The sequence below is a fragment of the Nocardiopsis sp. iso_238 genome (assembly GCF_056173325.1).
The window spans coordinates 5,217,445-5,230,946 of sequence record NZ_CM149668.1 but is presented as its reverse complement, the minus strand read 5'-3'; the positions used below and the strand labels follow the sequence as shown (position 1 = coordinate 5,230,946).

Here is a 13,502-nt window from a genome sequence, read left to right as displayed (position 1 = left end):
AGAACGGAGCCGCGGTGACTGCTGCCGGGGGCCGTACGACGCTGTCCTGTCGGCTCGTTCCCTGCTCGTGGTGCCCGGCCGCACCTCGAACCTACTCTTCGTGTCCATGTGAGCGCACTCTGTTTCCATGATTGGCCGCCGGTGTCCGGGTCGGCCCACCCGCCGCTCCGCATAGACTCTGACCTTGTGAGTCTGTCTATCGGGATCGTCGGCCTGCCCAACGTTGGCAAGTCCACCCTCTTCAACGCGCTGACCAAGAACGACGCTCTGGCGGCGAACTACCCGTTCGCCACCATCGAGCCCAATGTCGGAGTCGTGGGCGTGCCCGATGCCCGGCTCGGGAAGCTGGCCGAGATCTTCGGCTCGGCGAAGATCCTGCCCGCCACGGTGGACTTCGTCGACATCGCGGGCATCGTGCGCGGCGCCTCCACCGGTGAGGGCCTGGGCAACAAGTTCCTCGCCAACATCCGCGAGAGCGACGCGATCTGCCAGGTCATCCGGGCCTTCGAGGACGCCGACGTCACCCACGTCGACGGCGACGTCGAGCCCTCCCGCGACATCGAGACCATCAACACCGAGCTGATCCTCGCGGACCTCCAGACCCTGGAGAAGGCGATCCCGCGCCTGGAGAAGGACGCCAAGCGCAACGCCAAGGACAAGGACTCCCAGGAGCTCCTCAAGGCCGCGCGGGCGGCGCAGGAGATCCTCGACGAGGGCGTCTCCCTGTCCCAGGCCAAGGACGTGGACCTGGACCGGCTGCGTGAGCTGAGCCTGCTCACCGTGAAGCCGTTCATCTACGTGTTCAACCTCGACACCGACGAGCTCGCGGACGAGGCCCTGCGCGCCAAGCTCCAGGACCTGGTCGCCCCGGCCGAGGCCATCTTCCTCGACGCCAAGATCGAGGCGGAGCTGGCCGAGCTGGACGACGACGAGGCCCAGGAGCTGCTGGAGTCCCTCGGCCAGACCGAGTCCGGCCTGGCCCAGCTGGCCCGGGTGGGCTTCGCCACCCTCGGCCTCCAGACCTACCTGACCGCCGGGCCCAAGGAGGCCCGCGCCTGGACGATCCGGAAGGGTGACACCGCCCCCGAGGCGGCCGGGGTCATCCACACCGACTTCCAGCGCGGCTTCATCAAGGCCGAGGTCGTCTCCTTCGACGACCTGGTCGCGGCCGGGGACATGCAGTCCGCCCGCGCCGCGGGCAAGGTCCGCATGGAGGGCAAGGAGTACGTGATGGCCGACGGCGACGTGGTGGAGTTCCGCTTCAACGTCTGAGCCACACGCGAACCCACGAGGGCGGGCCGATCCACTCGGCCCGCCCTCCGTCGTCTCCGGGGTCCCCTGGTGCACGCGAACACGCTCCACCCCGCCGCCACGGGGCCGCGGGGTGGAGCCGCCGTCAGCGGTTTCCTGCGGGACGCATCCTCAGAAGACCTCGCGGCCCTGGGCCGCCGAGGTGACGAGGTCGCTCTTGGCCAGGGGCCTACCGGCACGCGACGCGGCTGACCAGGCGTCCACTTCCGCGACGGCGGCCCAGTTCGAGTGAAGCAGGGCCATGAGGGTTTCGTGGACCTGTCGGGCGGACGCCCTGCCCGCGTCATTGGCGATGTCGATCGCGCCGGTCGCGTCGGAGAGGACCTCGACGGCGAAGCCGAGGGGTTCGGCGGAGGCCGCGGAGGAGAGCACGCAGTTGTTCGTCATGTATCCGACGAGGGTGATCGTGTCGACGCCCTGGTCACGCAGCCAAGCAGCGAGATCGGTGCCGTCGAAGACACTGGAGAAGTGCTTGCTGACGCGCTTGGCCGCGCGGTCTTCGAGGGCGGCGATCTCGGAGTGGTTCTGGTAGGTGGCCGAGCCGGAGGCGAAGACCGGAGCCTCGGCGGGGAGTCCGTGCTGGACGAGCACGACCGGAGCGCCGGACTGCTCGGCCACGTCGACCGCGGCCCGGATGCGGGCGATGGACTCGTCACGGTCCGGGTACTGGATCGGGAGGAGGCCGTCGAAGTACTCCTGCTGGGCGTCGATGACGATCAGTGCTCGTTGTGGTGTGGTCATCCCTGATCTCCTGTGGATCGATGGAGCGGTGGCGACGGGGCAGCGGTCGTCCTGAGGACAGTGCCGCCTCGGGCCAGCGCGGACAGTGCGAACGGTGGGGTGCCCGCTGAGCGCCCGGACTACGGGTGAAGCCTCGTGTCTCACGGAAAAAGAACGCCTTAGACGTGATGAGACTGTAGCAGGTGCATCATGGAAAATCATTGGTGTTACCGTGAGGGCGTGATGGAGACCGAACAGATGACCGTGCCGGGCGTCGCGGAGCATCCGTGCCTCGCCCTGGTCAACAGCGTGAGTGAACTGGTCGCCGGAAAAAGGCGTGACGAGCTGGCCACACCCGAGGGCCTGCGGGCCTGGCTGGTCACCCGTGATCTGATCGACCCGGACGCCGTGCTGCACGAGTACTGCCGAGGTCGTGTCACGGCCCTGCGCGACCATGTGCGGGACCTGCTCACCGCGTACACCGGTGGAGACGTCCCCCCACCCGAAGCGGTGCGAGCCGTCAATCAGGCGCTGACCAGTGCTCCGGGGGCCCTGCTCCTGCGCTTCGAGCCGACGACGGGTTTCACCCGAGGCGCCGATCATCCGGTCACGCAGGTCGTCGAGCACGTCATGGCGCTCATCGCGGAGGACGCCGCCGCACTGCTCACCGGTGACGACGCGCCGATGCTGGCGATGTGCGAAGCGAACGGGTGTCAGTGGTTCTTCCTTCGCACGCATGCGCGACGGCAGTGGTGTTCGACCCGCTGCGGAGACCGGACGCGCGCGGCGCGCGCCTACGCCCGTAAACGAGTGCGACGCGGAGCGCACTCCGACTGAGCGGGCCCGCCCTCTCCTGGCTCAGCGGGAGCGGGCGCCCCGCCGTGGCTGACCGCCGCCGCGGTCTGGGGCGCCGCCGGGTGGGCGAGCGTGCCGACGGTGCAGCAGGCGCTCACCCACGACCGGCCGGACCGGGCGATGCCGATCATCGCCTTCCAGATGGCCGCCATGTACCTCGGCTCCGCCGTCGGAGCGGCGCTCGGCAGCGGTCTGATCAGTGCCGGGACCCGCGCCACCGACCTCGCGGGGTGGGCGCTGGTCCCGACCGGGGCGGCGGTCCTGCTCGCGGGGTGGATCAGCGTCACGGCGCTCCGCACGCGGGGCCGGGCACCGACGGAGGAGTGCCGCGTCTGACCGGACGGCCGTCAGGCGGCCGACCCGTACCCCGTCCCCTTCCTGGCCACGGCCGGTTCGGTGGGCCCGTCGCCGCGCGGCCACAGCAGCGGCGCGGCGACGGTGCCCGCCACGGCCAGAACCGCGAGGAGCGACCAGGCCGGGACAGGGCCCGCGGCCGTGCCGAGCCAGCCCGCTATCGGATAGGTGACCAGCCAGGCCAGGTGCGACAGGGAGAACTGGGCCGCGAAGACCTCCGGGATCGCGTTCGGCTCCACCGAGGACCGCAGCACCCTGCCGGTCGGGGTGACGACCAACGCCATCCCCGCGCCGACCACCGTCCACACGGTCGCGGTGCCGGACCAGGTGGCCGCGTCCGCCACGACCATCGCCACCGCACCGAGCGTCCCGGCGACGAGGACCCCGGCGCCGACCACCATGACGGTGCGCTCGGGGACCCGGTCGAGGACCCGGGGCAGCGCGAGGGCGGCCAGCAGCGTTCCGCCCCCGGAGGCGGCGAGCATCCAGGCCACGTCCGACTGCGATCCGCCGAGCTGGTCGCGGACGTGGTTGACGGTGTTGACGACCACGATCGACCCGGCCGCCGCGACCACCAGGTTCAGCGCCATCACGCCGCGCAGCCTCGGGGTCCTGACGAAGGTGCCGATCCCCGAGACCACCCGGTCCCGCAGGTTCGCGTGGGGGCTCGGCCGGGCGTCGGGGACGCGCGTCGACACGACCAGCAGCGCGGAGAGGACGAACCCGGCGGAGGTGCCCAGGAACAGCAGGTCGAAGCTGAGGAAGAGCAGTGCCACGGCGGCCAGGACCGGGCTGAGCAGGCTCTCCATGGTGTAGGCGACCTGCGAGGCGGACAGCGCCCGGGTGTAGGCCGACCTGTCCGTGACGATGTCCGGGATCACGGCCTGGAAGGTCGGGGTGAACGCCGCCGACGCGGCCTGGAGCAGGGCGATCAGGACGTAGACGTGCCACACCTCGGTGACGAAGGGCAGCGCCAGGACCACTCCGGCGCGCACGAGGTCGAGGAGGACCAGGAAGCCCCTGCGGGGCAGCCGGTCGGCGTAGGCGGCGGCGAACGGGGCGACGACCACGTACATGACCATCTTGATGGTGAGGGCGGTGCCGAGGACCGCCCCGGCCCGGGGCCCGGCCAGCTCGTAGGCGAGCAGTCCCAGGGCCACCGTGGTGAGTCCGGTGCCGAACAGGGCGATCACCTGGGCTCCGAACAGGAATCGGTAGTCGCGGATGGCGAACAGGCGCATGGTGTGTTCCTTCCGTGTGCCCGCGCGGGCGGGGCCCGGCTTCGGGGCCGGGTCCCGCGACACGGGACCGGGACGGGGCTACGCACCGGAGTGGGGGCCCGGTGCGGGACCGGCGATCGGGGTGACCGCGCCGGTGCGGGTGTTCGTGGCGGAACGGGCGGTCGGGCTCGGACAGGTCATGGTCGTGCTCCTCCGGGGGCGCGGGTCAGTGGTGGCCGTGCGCGGCGTGCGCCGGGTCGGGGTCGGGGTCCGGGGCGGTGGCCCGCACGGTGAACTCGGCGGTGCGGACGACGCCGTCGTGCCGGAAGTCCAGGAACAGGCGGTAGGTACCCGCCGAGGGGGCGACCGCCACGAAGCTGATTCCGGGACCGGGAGCGGTGACGCCGGGGCCGCCCTCCGGGTGGACGTGCAGGTAGCCGAGGTCACCGACGCGCAGCGCCACCAGGTGCCCGTAGGCGGCCAGGTAGGGCTGGAGGTCGGTGACGGGGCGCCCGCCCCGCTCGACGGTGAGGGTGAGGGCGCGGGCCCGGCCGGAGACCAGGGCTCCGTCGAGGGTGACGGTGTACCCGCCGGTCCGGGCGGTCCGGGTGGCCTCGGGGAGTGGGCGCGGGTCGTAGTGACCGCCCACGGCGACGTCGATCCCCAGGGTCAGGGTTCCGTCGTGGCCGACGGGGTGGACGTCCGCGAGGAACCGCCAGTCACCCGGCTCCAGGGCCACCTCGACACTCCAGACGCCCTTCTCGTCCCGTACCGGGTGCACGTGCTGGAACCCGGCGGTGTCGCGGCGGACGACGACGAGGTGGAGCTCCTTCTCGTGTTCGGGCACGAACCGGGTGACCGGCCGCCCGTCGGGGCCGAGGACGCGGAAGGTGACCGTCCGTCTCCCGGCGGCGAGGAGCGTCGAGTCGAGGTCGAGGGTGTACCCGTGCTCGGAGACCGCGAGCCCGCCCGGGCCGCCGTGGCCGGTCAAGTCGTGTCCGGTGTGGTCGCTCATGGTGCCTCCCGAGGTCTTCCGCCGGTCCCCGTGGTCGGGGGCGACTGCGCCGAACATATACCCCTGGGGGGTATATCTGCAAGAGGGGGATTCCCGGCTCCGGTTCGGACGACGGCGCGACCGTTCGCGCCGGTCAGCGTGGCCGAGGGGCGTTCACACCCCACCGGGAGGGTCGTTCCGGCGCCACGGCGAAGGGGTGGGGGAGAGGGGTATCCGTTCCGTGCCGGAGTCAGACGCCCACGGCATGCCTCTCCGATGCGGCCTCACGGCGGAGGAGGCCCAGGACGATCAGGACCTGGGCGGCGATGTACGTGCTCATCACCAGGAGGTCGCGCTGGGGCAGGTCCAGGCCGGGGACGAAGGCGTTCAGGGCGATCAGGGAGTCCGAGACCAGGAAGAGCGCGCCGCCCGCCGCCACCCACGGGCCCATCCCGGTGGCGAGGACCGCCATCAGACCCAGGATCAGGCCGTAGAGCAGCACGGGAATCAGCAGGGCACCGGCGTGCGGCGCGCAGACCCACACCAGGACGGCCACGTAGGCCGCGTACGGGACGAGGAGGAGGCGCCTCCGGTGCAGGAGACTCCCGGCCCGATGGGGCCAGAAGGCGGCCACGAACACCACCTGCGCGACCAGGAAGAAGCCCACCATCAGCAGGAACGCGGTGTCCCCCGACGCCAGGCCCGGGGCGGAGTCACCGAGCCAGGAGAACCCCAGGGCCACCAGCGCCAGCCCCAACAGCCGACCGCGCGGCCTCCGGGACGCGGCGAGCAGCACCAGGGCCAGCGCGGGCATCAGGAGGACCTGGGTGGGGCGCGACCAGGCCTGGGGCCCCAGCACCTGCACACCGAGGTGGACCAGGGACAGCAGGCCGAGGACCAGCAGCGCGGCCCGCACCAGGGGAGCGTGTGGGATCATCGCGCCATCCTGGGCACCGGCTTCCTCGGAGTCCCGGCCGCCTGTGGGGCCCGAGGGCCGGGAGTGTCTCTGGTTACATCCGGTCAACGGTTTCCTGACCTCTCAGGACACATCTTGCTCACCAAGCGGTGACCAATCCCTTTACGGTCCGGACAGAAATGCCCTGACGTGCACATACGTGAGAAGAGATCAGTGGTGAATTGCCGTACTCTGCACCTTTTAGGTAGATCCTTCGCTCCGGGCAATGTGACCTCGGTCCGGAAACACGGACCCGTCCTGGCCACTCCCAACCCGCACAATGCCTCACTATAGGGATGGGGTAGACAAGGGCATGGCGGAAAGCGTCGGCGACGACGCGCGGAAGACCGGCGTCGGCGCAGCGGCCGACGCGTCACTGTGTGCAGGATCAGGAGGCGGGGATGGCCAAGACGGCGCGGCGCGACACCGCGGTGCGTGACCGGGTGGACGACGTCGAGCACGAGCTCGACGCACCGCGCCCCCGAAGGCCACGCGCCGGTGCGGGCGGGCGCTGGTGGGTCGGCGTCGGACGCGTACTGCTGTGGGCGTTCATCATCGTCGTCATCTTCAACGGCATCTGGTTCCCCATCCGCAACGGTTTCTCCCTTCCCAGCACCGGTGCGGAGCCCGAGGTGAGCGAGACCCTCGACTTCCCCGAGACCTCCGCCGCGGCCTTCGCGCTCCGCTTCGCGGAGACCTACCTCGACACCTCCGACCCCGAGGCCCGGCTCACCTCCCTCGCGGCCTTCGTCCCCGACGGACAGGTCAGCGACCTCAACCTCCCCGCGGACAGCATCTCCGGCGAGAACCTGACCGTGACCGCCGTGGACGTGCGCGACGGGCACAACGCGGTCGTGGCCATCCGCGCCGACGTCAACGACGAGGCCATGAGCCTGGAGGTGCCCGTCTACAGCGACGGCTCCTCACTGGTGCTCTCCGGGCGCCCCGCCCTGCTGGCCGCGCCCAGCCAGGCGGAGCTGCCCGCGGGCCCCTCCTACGACACCGACTCCCAGGCCGCCGAGCAGCTCGAGAGCGTGCTCACCGGCTTCTTCGAGGCCTACGCGGAGGAAGCCGGGCACCTCGACCGCTACGTGGAGCCGGGCGCCTCCGTCACCCCACTTCCGGCGAACAGTGTGGAATTCAGCGAACTGTCCGTTATGCCGGTGCCATCCAAGTCCTCGACCGGGGATGATGACGTACGACAGGTGGCGACCACCGTGGTCTGGGGCCTCCCTTCCGCCGACGCCGGCGACGGTGCGGGGGAAGCCGGACAGCTGGTGCAGAACTACCTGGTCACGGTCGTGAACTCCGGAAACGAGTGGTACGTGCGTGACATCCAGGGCGCCCCGCACTCGTTCGGTGACTGACCGACGACGGGGCCTGTAGGCAAGGAGACGAGACCAACCATGCGCACACCAGTAACGACAGCGGAGGAAGGCGCCTGACATGCTCCCCCTGTTGTCCGCCACGGCCGACACCATGACGGCCCTCGGCGCCGCCGACCCGATCTCCCTCGCGGTCGAGGCCACCCCCGCGCAGAACGCCCCCGACACCGGCGGCCTCGCGGACTTCCTGCGTGGCTTCTTCGGGCCGCTGTTCCTCGTCATCGTGTCCATCGTGGCGATCTTCTTCCTGTTCACCAGGGAGATCACCCGCTTCATGCAGTTCATCATCCTGGCGATCTTCATCGGGATCGTGTTCTACGTGCCCGGCATCATCGAGGTCATCGCGGTGGCGCTCGCCCGAGCGATGGGCGTATCGACGGAATAGGCGAGGGAGGCCGGAAAACGTGGATCTGCCCACGTACACCAACATCTGGCGTATCGAGAAGCGGCTGTACAAGCTCTACGATTTCCGGCTGCCCATGCCGCTCCCGGTGGGGACCTTCGGGGTCGCTCTGGGCGTGTTCGCGCTGTGGGTGGTGCTGCTCAGCATCCTCAACGCCCCGTTCGCCTTCGGTAACGGCTGGCACCTGGTGCTGTGGGTCGTCCCGCCGGGAGTGATCACCGTGCTGGCCACCCGGCCGGTGATCGAGGGCAAGCGCCTCACGGAGCTGCTCATCTCGCAGGCCCGGTTCCTCACCGAGGCCCGTGTGTTCACCCGGCTCGCACCCGAGTACGAGCCCGCCGAGATCAGGGTCTCGGTCCGCGTGTGGCACCGGGACGCCGAGGCCGGGCCGCTGCCCCTGCCCCGGGGTGCCCGAAAGGTCCAGGCCGAACCCGAGACCGAGACCGCCGAGGTCCACGTGCCCGAGGAGGCACCGGCCCTGGAGAGCGGCCGCCGTGCCGCGCCTCCGCTGCGCGGCATGCCCGCGCGCCCGCCCGTCCCCGTCGTCGAGCACGACGACTCCGTCGAGTACACCCCCGCACGGAAGGTGCCGGTCGCCGTCGCCGCGGGAGCCGGAGCAGACCAGGAGGACGACGGCGTGGCGGAGCCCGGGGACCGGTCGGACGACACCACGGAGGAGCCCCGCCCGGGCGTCGGCCGTCGTGTCCTCAACTACTTCGGCTTCGGCCTCCCGGACGCCCAGGAGGAGCGGCGCGAGCCGACCCCCGCCGGTGGGTTCGACGAGCCCCTGTACGTCACCGAGGAGGACGAGCAGCGCGACCGCGACGAGTGGTTCGCGCGGCTGCGCGCCTCCTCCGGGGAGACGCCCCTGGGACTGACCGCCAAGAGCGCCTACTCCGACAGCGACACCGGTGCCATGAGCAACGCCGAACTCAACGAGGCCGTCACCCCCCGGCGCAGGGCCGAGGAGATCATGGCGGCGTCCACGGACGAGGAGTCGCCCGCCGCCCGCCGCCTGCGCGGCCGGACCCAGGGCATCCGGGTGGCCAAGGACCTCGCGGACCGCCGCGAGCACACCTCCGAGCCCGCCCGCGAGCGCGCCCAGCAGGCCCCGCCCGCACGGCCCGCCCGCGCTCGCGGATCCGCCCTCCCGGACACCTCCGAGGACCAGCCGGCGCGGCAGCGTCGCGAGGGTCGGCCCCACGCCACCCCGTGGGCGATCGAGGAGAACCGCACCGAGTACCCGGACCTGTCCGACTACGCCACCCGCTTCGCCGCCGCCACGGGCCGCCCCTCGGCGGTCGGGAACGTGTCGGCCGCCCCCTGGCTGCCCCCGGCCGCCGGGACCCCCGAGGAGCCCGAGGGCACGGACGAGCAGACCGGCCGCTCCGAGGCGGGCCCGCAGGTCTCCCACGCCACCCAGAGTGTGGGTCGTCCGCCAGCCGAGGAGGCGCCCAAGCCGCCGTTGCAGCTGGACCACGGCACCGGAGAGCACGAGGCCATGCCGGTGGAGAAGGGGCACGGCACCCAGTGGAACGAGCACATGTCCGTGCTCGACCGCCACCTGATCAAGGCCGACACCCCGGCTCCGCCCCGGCCGAAGTTCGCCGACGCCGTGCCGAGCGAGGAGCGGGACGGTGAGCACCGCGACCCGGCGGACTGGTTCGACGACGGCAAGCGACGCCACCCGGACCAGCCCAAGGTGGGGGACCGGGACAACCCGGTGATCGTGGTCAGCGAGCTCCGCGAGGAGCGCCGTGCCGCCGCCGAGGCCCGCGAGGAAGCCAAGCGCCAGAAGGCCGAGAAGGCGCCGAGGCCGGAAGCGGTCCAGGACTCGAAGGACACCGGGGCCGAGTCGGTGGCTGCCCAGGGGACCGCGCGGGTCCAGGGCTCGAAGGACGCTGGGGCGAGTACGGAGGCCCCGGAACTCCGGGACCAGGCGTCACTGTCCGGCGAAGGGGCAGAAGACTCCCGCGACACCGTGCAGGTTCACGGTCCGAATACCCAGGACGTCGCGGAGGCCGTGCAGGACCACGAGGCGGCCCACGAGCCGTCAGTCGTCCAAGGTGCCGGAGAGCCTAGCGACAGCGATCGGGTGGAGCGGGCTCACGGCTCGCAGGACGTCCAGGAGGCCACGGAGACCGAGCAGCGGGGTCAGGAAACGGTGGCCGCCCAAGGGTCCGACCACACCGAGCTTGCGGAGGCCCGGGGGCAGATCGCGCAGCCGCACGGGCGCGAGTCGCAGTCGGGCCACGGGGCAGAAGACTCCCGCGACACCGTGCAGGTTCACGGTCCGAATACCCAGGACGTCGCGGAGAGCGTGCAGGGCCACGAGGCGGCCCACGAGCCGCTTTCCACTCAAGGCACCGAAGGGTCCGACCACACCGAGCAGGTTGAGCAGGCTCCTGGCTCGCAGGACGTCCAGGGCGCCACGGAGGCCGAGCAGCGCGGTCACGAAGCAGCCCACGAAACGATGTCCGCCCCGGAGGTCGACGGGTCCGAGACCAGGCGGGCTCAGGGCTCGAAGGCGCCGGAACTCCAGGCGCCGGAGGTGGATGCCGAGGCTGAGACGGTGCAGGAGTCTCCGGACGCGCGCGAGCCTCGCCCCGCTCAGGCGGTGGACAGCGACGAGGCGTCTCCCGAGGCGCAGGCCCAAGGGGACCAGGCGACTCGGGAGTCCGTGGAGGCCGCACGGCTTGAGGCGGTCAGCGAGCCCGACCACGTCGAGGGGCCCAAGCCGCCGACCCAGCTGGACCACGGCACCGGCGAGCTCGTCAGCTTCGCGGAGGTCCGCAAGGAGCCCCGCGCCCCGAAACCCAAGACCCCCGCACCCCGGCCGACGGAGGACCCCGCGCACCGGCCCACCGAGGCCGAACTGGCCGAGGCCGAGGCAGCGGCGCTGCGGGCACGCCAGCCCCGGACCGAGCCGGACCAGGAACCGGAGGCCGCCGCCCGCGAGGGCGGTGACCCGGGCGAGCACGACCCCCACGACGGGGTTTTCCACCGGGTCGCGCAGAACGCGCGCCGGATCGGCCAGCTCTTCGGACAGCCCACCCCGGGGGAGGAGCCGGAACCGCCCGAGACCAGGGCGGACGCCACCAAGCCCGACCTCGAACTGGACCACGGCACGGGTGAACAGGCCCGGCTGGGCGACACCCCCAACGGGGTGCCCTCCCAGCGGCCCGAGCCCGAACCCGCCAGGCCCGAGGAGGAGCCCGACTCGGGAGCCCACTCCGGCGGCACCCGGGGCTGGCGCCGACTGGCCAAGGTCGTCACCGGCGGCGCGGCACCGGTCCGTTCCGACCTGCCCTCCAGCGACATCGAGCGGCTGCGCACCCCGCTGGCCGAACCCCGGTCCCTGGTGGTCCTCGGCTGCACCGGCGGCGCGGGCCAGACGGTCACCGCCCTGATGATCGGCCACACCCTCGCGGCGCACCGCGACGACCGGGTGGTGGCGGTCGACGTCAACCCCGGTCCCAACGGTCTGTCCCGCCGGGTCGGGGCCCAGGCCCCGGAGACGCTGACCGCGCTGCTGGCCAACGCGGACTCCGTCGACGAGTACGAACACATGCGCGCCTACGCGGGCCGTGCCGGGACGGGGCTGGAGGTCGTGCAGACACTCGACGACCCCTACGTCCAGACCCTGGACGACCGCGACTACGGCCAGCTCACCGGGCTGCTCGGCGGGTTCTACGGTGTGACGCTGCTGGACCCGGCCGCCACCGGTGTGGCGCGGGCCCTGCCGGTCACCGACGGCCTCGTCCTGGTGGCCCCGGCGAGCGCCGACGCCGAGCGCGCGGTGTCGATGACCTTCGAGTGGCTGGACGGCAACGGGTACGCGACGCTGCGGGCCAACTCGATCCTGGTCGTCAACGGGGTCAGCAAGCGCAGCCTCCAGGACGTGGACGCCGCCGAGCGGGTCGCGCGCGGCCGCTGCCGGGCGATCGTGCGCATCCCCTGGGACGACCACCTGGGCTCCTCGTACACGAAGATCGACGTCGGCGCGCTCCGTCCGGCCACCAAGCGGGCCCACGGCGCCCTGGGCGGGGTCCTGGTCAACACCCTGGCCCCGGCCTGAGCCACACACTTGTGGCCCGCACCCGGGACCGGGTGCGGGCCACAGTGCTCCTAGCGTCCCGCGGGGGTGGTCTCCCTGGCCGCGAGGAACTCCGGGCGGGCCCGGTTCGCGCTGAACGGCTTCGCGCACGCGTTGTCCACGCTGTTGAACACCACGAACACGTTGGAACGCGGGTAGGGCGTGATGTTGCCGCCCGACCCGTGCATGCAGTTGGAGTCGAACACGGTGACGTCGCCCGCCGAGCCGGTGAGCACGTCGATGCCGTGCCGGTCCGCGATCAGGTTGAGCGACGCCTGGTCGGGTGTGCCCACGTGCTGGCTCTGCAGCGAGGAGCGGTGGTGGTCGTCCGGGGTCTGGCCCACGCAGGAGACGAAGGTGCGGTGGGACCCGGGCATGATCATCAGCGCGCCGTTGTGGGTGTAGTTGTCGGTGAGCGCCACGGAGAAGCTGACCGCCCGCATCCGGGGCATACCGTCCTCGGCGTGCCAGGTCTCGAAGTCCGAGTGCCAGTAGAAGGAGCCGCCGCCGAAGCCGGGCTTGTAGTTCACGCGGCTCTGGTGCACGTACACGTCGGAGCCGAGGATCTGCCGGGCCCGGTCGACGAGCCGGGGGTCGTTCACCAGGTCGTGGAAGACCTGGCTCACCTTGTGCACCTCGAAGACCGAGCGCACCTGGTCGGAGGAGGGTTCGACGACGACGCGTTCGTCGGCCCTCAGCACGGGGTCGGCGCTGAGCCGTCGCAGCTCGGCGCGGTAGGACTCGATCTCCACCGGATTGACGATCGACTCGACCTGCGTGTAACCGCGGCGGTCGTAGCCGTCGAGTTCCTCGGCGGTGAAGGGGCCGTCGGCCGCACCGGGCCAGACGACGGGATCGCGGCGGTAGAGCAACGCGGGCTCGGGCGCCTTACGGGTGGGGTAGTCGTCCGCTGTCGGAAGTTCCATTTGCAGAGTCATGGCGCTCCCCTCGGCGGGGGTGCTCCTCTCGGCTTGGGGTCCTTCTTACGACATGTGAACCTAACAAACCGCGCTTTCACGAATGAGATCGACTTCTTCTCGCCGTGTTTACACGTTCACTATCTGGGTATTACTGGTCTACTATATAGGCGAAAACAGGGAAACCCGAGAGATCTGCTTTCGTGTTCTGATTCGCCGGTTGCTGTTTTTCCGGGTGCTCACCTGCGCGAGGTCCCTCCTGGTCCGTGTCTCGGGTCCCACCCCTTCTGCA

Annotated in this window: 11 protein-coding genes; 6 read left to right on the top strand and 5 right to left on the bottom strand. The window is 71.3% G+C overall.

Annotated elements, in window-relative coordinates; translation table 11 throughout:
* Positions 1–186 precede the first annotated feature (186 nt).
* Complete coding sequence (gene ychF, locus AC0VYL_RS23565) at positions 187–1,272, top strand: redox-regulated ATPase YchF (RefSeq protein ID WP_475456052.1); 1,086 nt, start codon at positions 187–189, stop codon at positions 1,270–1,272.
* A 150-nt stretch (positions 1,273–1,422) separates the two neighbouring features.
* On the opposite strand, the gene AC0VYL_RS23560 is transcribed toward ychF, so the two are convergent.
* On the bottom strand, positions 1,423–2,052 hold the full coding sequence (locus AC0VYL_RS23560; protein ID WP_475481538.1) for an isochorismatase family protein: 630 nt from the start codon (positions 2,050–2,052) through the stop codon (positions 1,423–1,425).
* Positions 2,053–2,274: 222 nt separating this feature from the next.
* Between AC0VYL_RS23560 and AC0VYL_RS23555 the strand changes: the two genes are divergently transcribed.
* Both AC0VYL_RS23555 and AC0VYL_RS23550 read left to right on the top strand, forming a co-directional pair.
* Positions 2,275–2,868 (top strand): CGNR zinc finger domain-containing protein, encoded by a 594-nt coding sequence (locus tag AC0VYL_RS23555; RefSeq protein ID WP_475483569.1) that lies wholly within the window; start codon positions 2,275–2,277, stop codon positions 2,866–2,868.
* A 90-nt stretch (positions 2,869–2,958) separates the two neighbouring features.
* A complete protein-coding gene (locus AC0VYL_RS23550; RefSeq protein ID WP_475481537.1) occupies positions 2,959–3,222 on the top strand; it encodes a hypothetical protein in 264 nt (87 codons plus the stop codon).
* Positions 3,223–3,233: 11 nt separating this feature from the next.
* On the opposite strand, the gene AC0VYL_RS23545 is transcribed toward AC0VYL_RS23550, so the two are convergent.
* From AC0VYL_RS23545 to AC0VYL_RS23535, 3 genes are all read right to left on the bottom strand, one after another.
* Complete coding sequence (locus AC0VYL_RS23545; RefSeq protein ID WP_475481536.1) at positions 3,234–4,481, bottom strand: MFS transporter; 1,248 nt, start codon at positions 4,479–4,481, stop codon at positions 3,234–3,236.
* Between the two features lie 205 nt (positions 4,482–4,686).
* A complete protein-coding gene (locus AC0VYL_RS23540; RefSeq protein WP_475481535.1) occupies positions 4,687–5,475 on the bottom strand; it encodes a hypothetical protein in 789 nt (262 codons plus the stop codon).
* Positions 5,476–5,704: 229 nt separating this feature from the next.
* Entirely contained in the window at positions 5,705–6,391 is a 687-nt protein-coding gene (locus AC0VYL_RS23535) for a lysoplasmalogenase (protein WP_475481534.1), read from the bottom strand.
* Between the two features lie 419 nt (positions 6,392–6,810).
* Between AC0VYL_RS23535 and AC0VYL_RS23530 the strand changes: the two genes are divergently transcribed.
* The 3 genes from AC0VYL_RS23530 to AC0VYL_RS23520 all read left to right on the top strand — a co-directional run bounded on the left by AC0VYL_RS23530 (position 6,811) and on the right by AC0VYL_RS23520 (position 12,275).
* Positions 6,811–7,776 (top strand): conjugal transfer protein, encoded by a 966-nt coding sequence (locus tag AC0VYL_RS23530; RefSeq protein WP_475456040.1) that lies wholly within the window; start codon positions 6,811–6,813, stop codon positions 7,774–7,776.
* Between the two features lie 79 nt (positions 7,777–7,855).
* The gene (locus tag AC0VYL_RS23525; protein ID WP_049568747.1) at positions 7,856–8,179 is read left to right on the top strand and encodes a hypothetical protein; all 324 of its coding nucleotides are present in this window, start codon (positions 7,856–7,858) and stop codon (positions 8,177–8,179) included.
* A gap of 19 nt (positions 8,180–8,198) precedes the next feature.
* A complete protein-coding gene (locus tag AC0VYL_RS23520; RefSeq protein WP_475481533.1) occupies positions 8,199–12,275 on the top strand; it encodes a TcpE family conjugal transfer membrane protein in 4,077 nt (1,358 codons plus the stop codon).
* Between the two features lie 50 nt (positions 12,276–12,325).
* Here AC0VYL_RS23520 and thpD read toward each other — a convergent pair whose 3' ends face one another.
* Positions 12,326–13,219 (bottom strand): ectoine hydroxylase, encoded by an 894-nt coding sequence (gene thpD, locus AC0VYL_RS23515; protein ID WP_475481532.1) that lies wholly within the window; start codon positions 13,217–13,219, stop codon positions 12,326–12,328.
* Positions 13,220–13,502 lie beyond the last annotated feature (283 nt).

What these genes read in the sequence shown, in the direction of transcription:
- AC0VYL_RS23560 (WP_475481538.1), bottom strand. Translation starts at nt 2,052, where the DNA reads ATGACCACACCACAACGAGCACTGATCGTCATCGACGCCCAGCAGGAG.
- AC0VYL_RS23555 (WP_475483569.1), top strand. Translation starts at nt 2,275, where the DNA reads ATGGAGACCGAACAGATGACCGTGCCGGGCGTCGCGGAGCATCCGTGC.
- AC0VYL_RS23545 (WP_475481536.1), bottom strand. Translation starts at nt 4,481, where the DNA reads ATGCGCCTGTTCGCCATCCGCGACTACCGATTCCTGTTCGGAGCCCAG.
- AC0VYL_RS23540 (WP_475481535.1), bottom strand. Translation starts at nt 5,475, where the DNA reads ATGAGCGACCACACCGGACACGACTTGACCGGCCACGGCGGCCCGGGC.
- AC0VYL_RS23535 (WP_475481534.1), bottom strand. Translation starts at nt 6,391, where the DNA reads ATGATCCCACACGCTCCCCTGGTGCGGGCCGCGCTGCTGGTCCTCGGC.
- AC0VYL_RS23530 (WP_475456040.1), top strand. Translation starts at nt 6,811, where the DNA reads ATGGCCAAGACGGCGCGGCGCGACACCGCGGTGCGTGACCGGGTGGAC.
- AC0VYL_RS23525 (WP_049568747.1), top strand. Translation starts at nt 7,856, where the DNA reads ATGCTCCCCCTGTTGTCCGCCACGGCCGACACCATGACGGCCCTCGGC.
- thpD (WP_475481532.1), bottom strand. Translation starts at nt 13,219, where the DNA reads ATGGAACTTCCGACAGCGGACGACTACCCCACCCGTAAGGCGCCCGAG.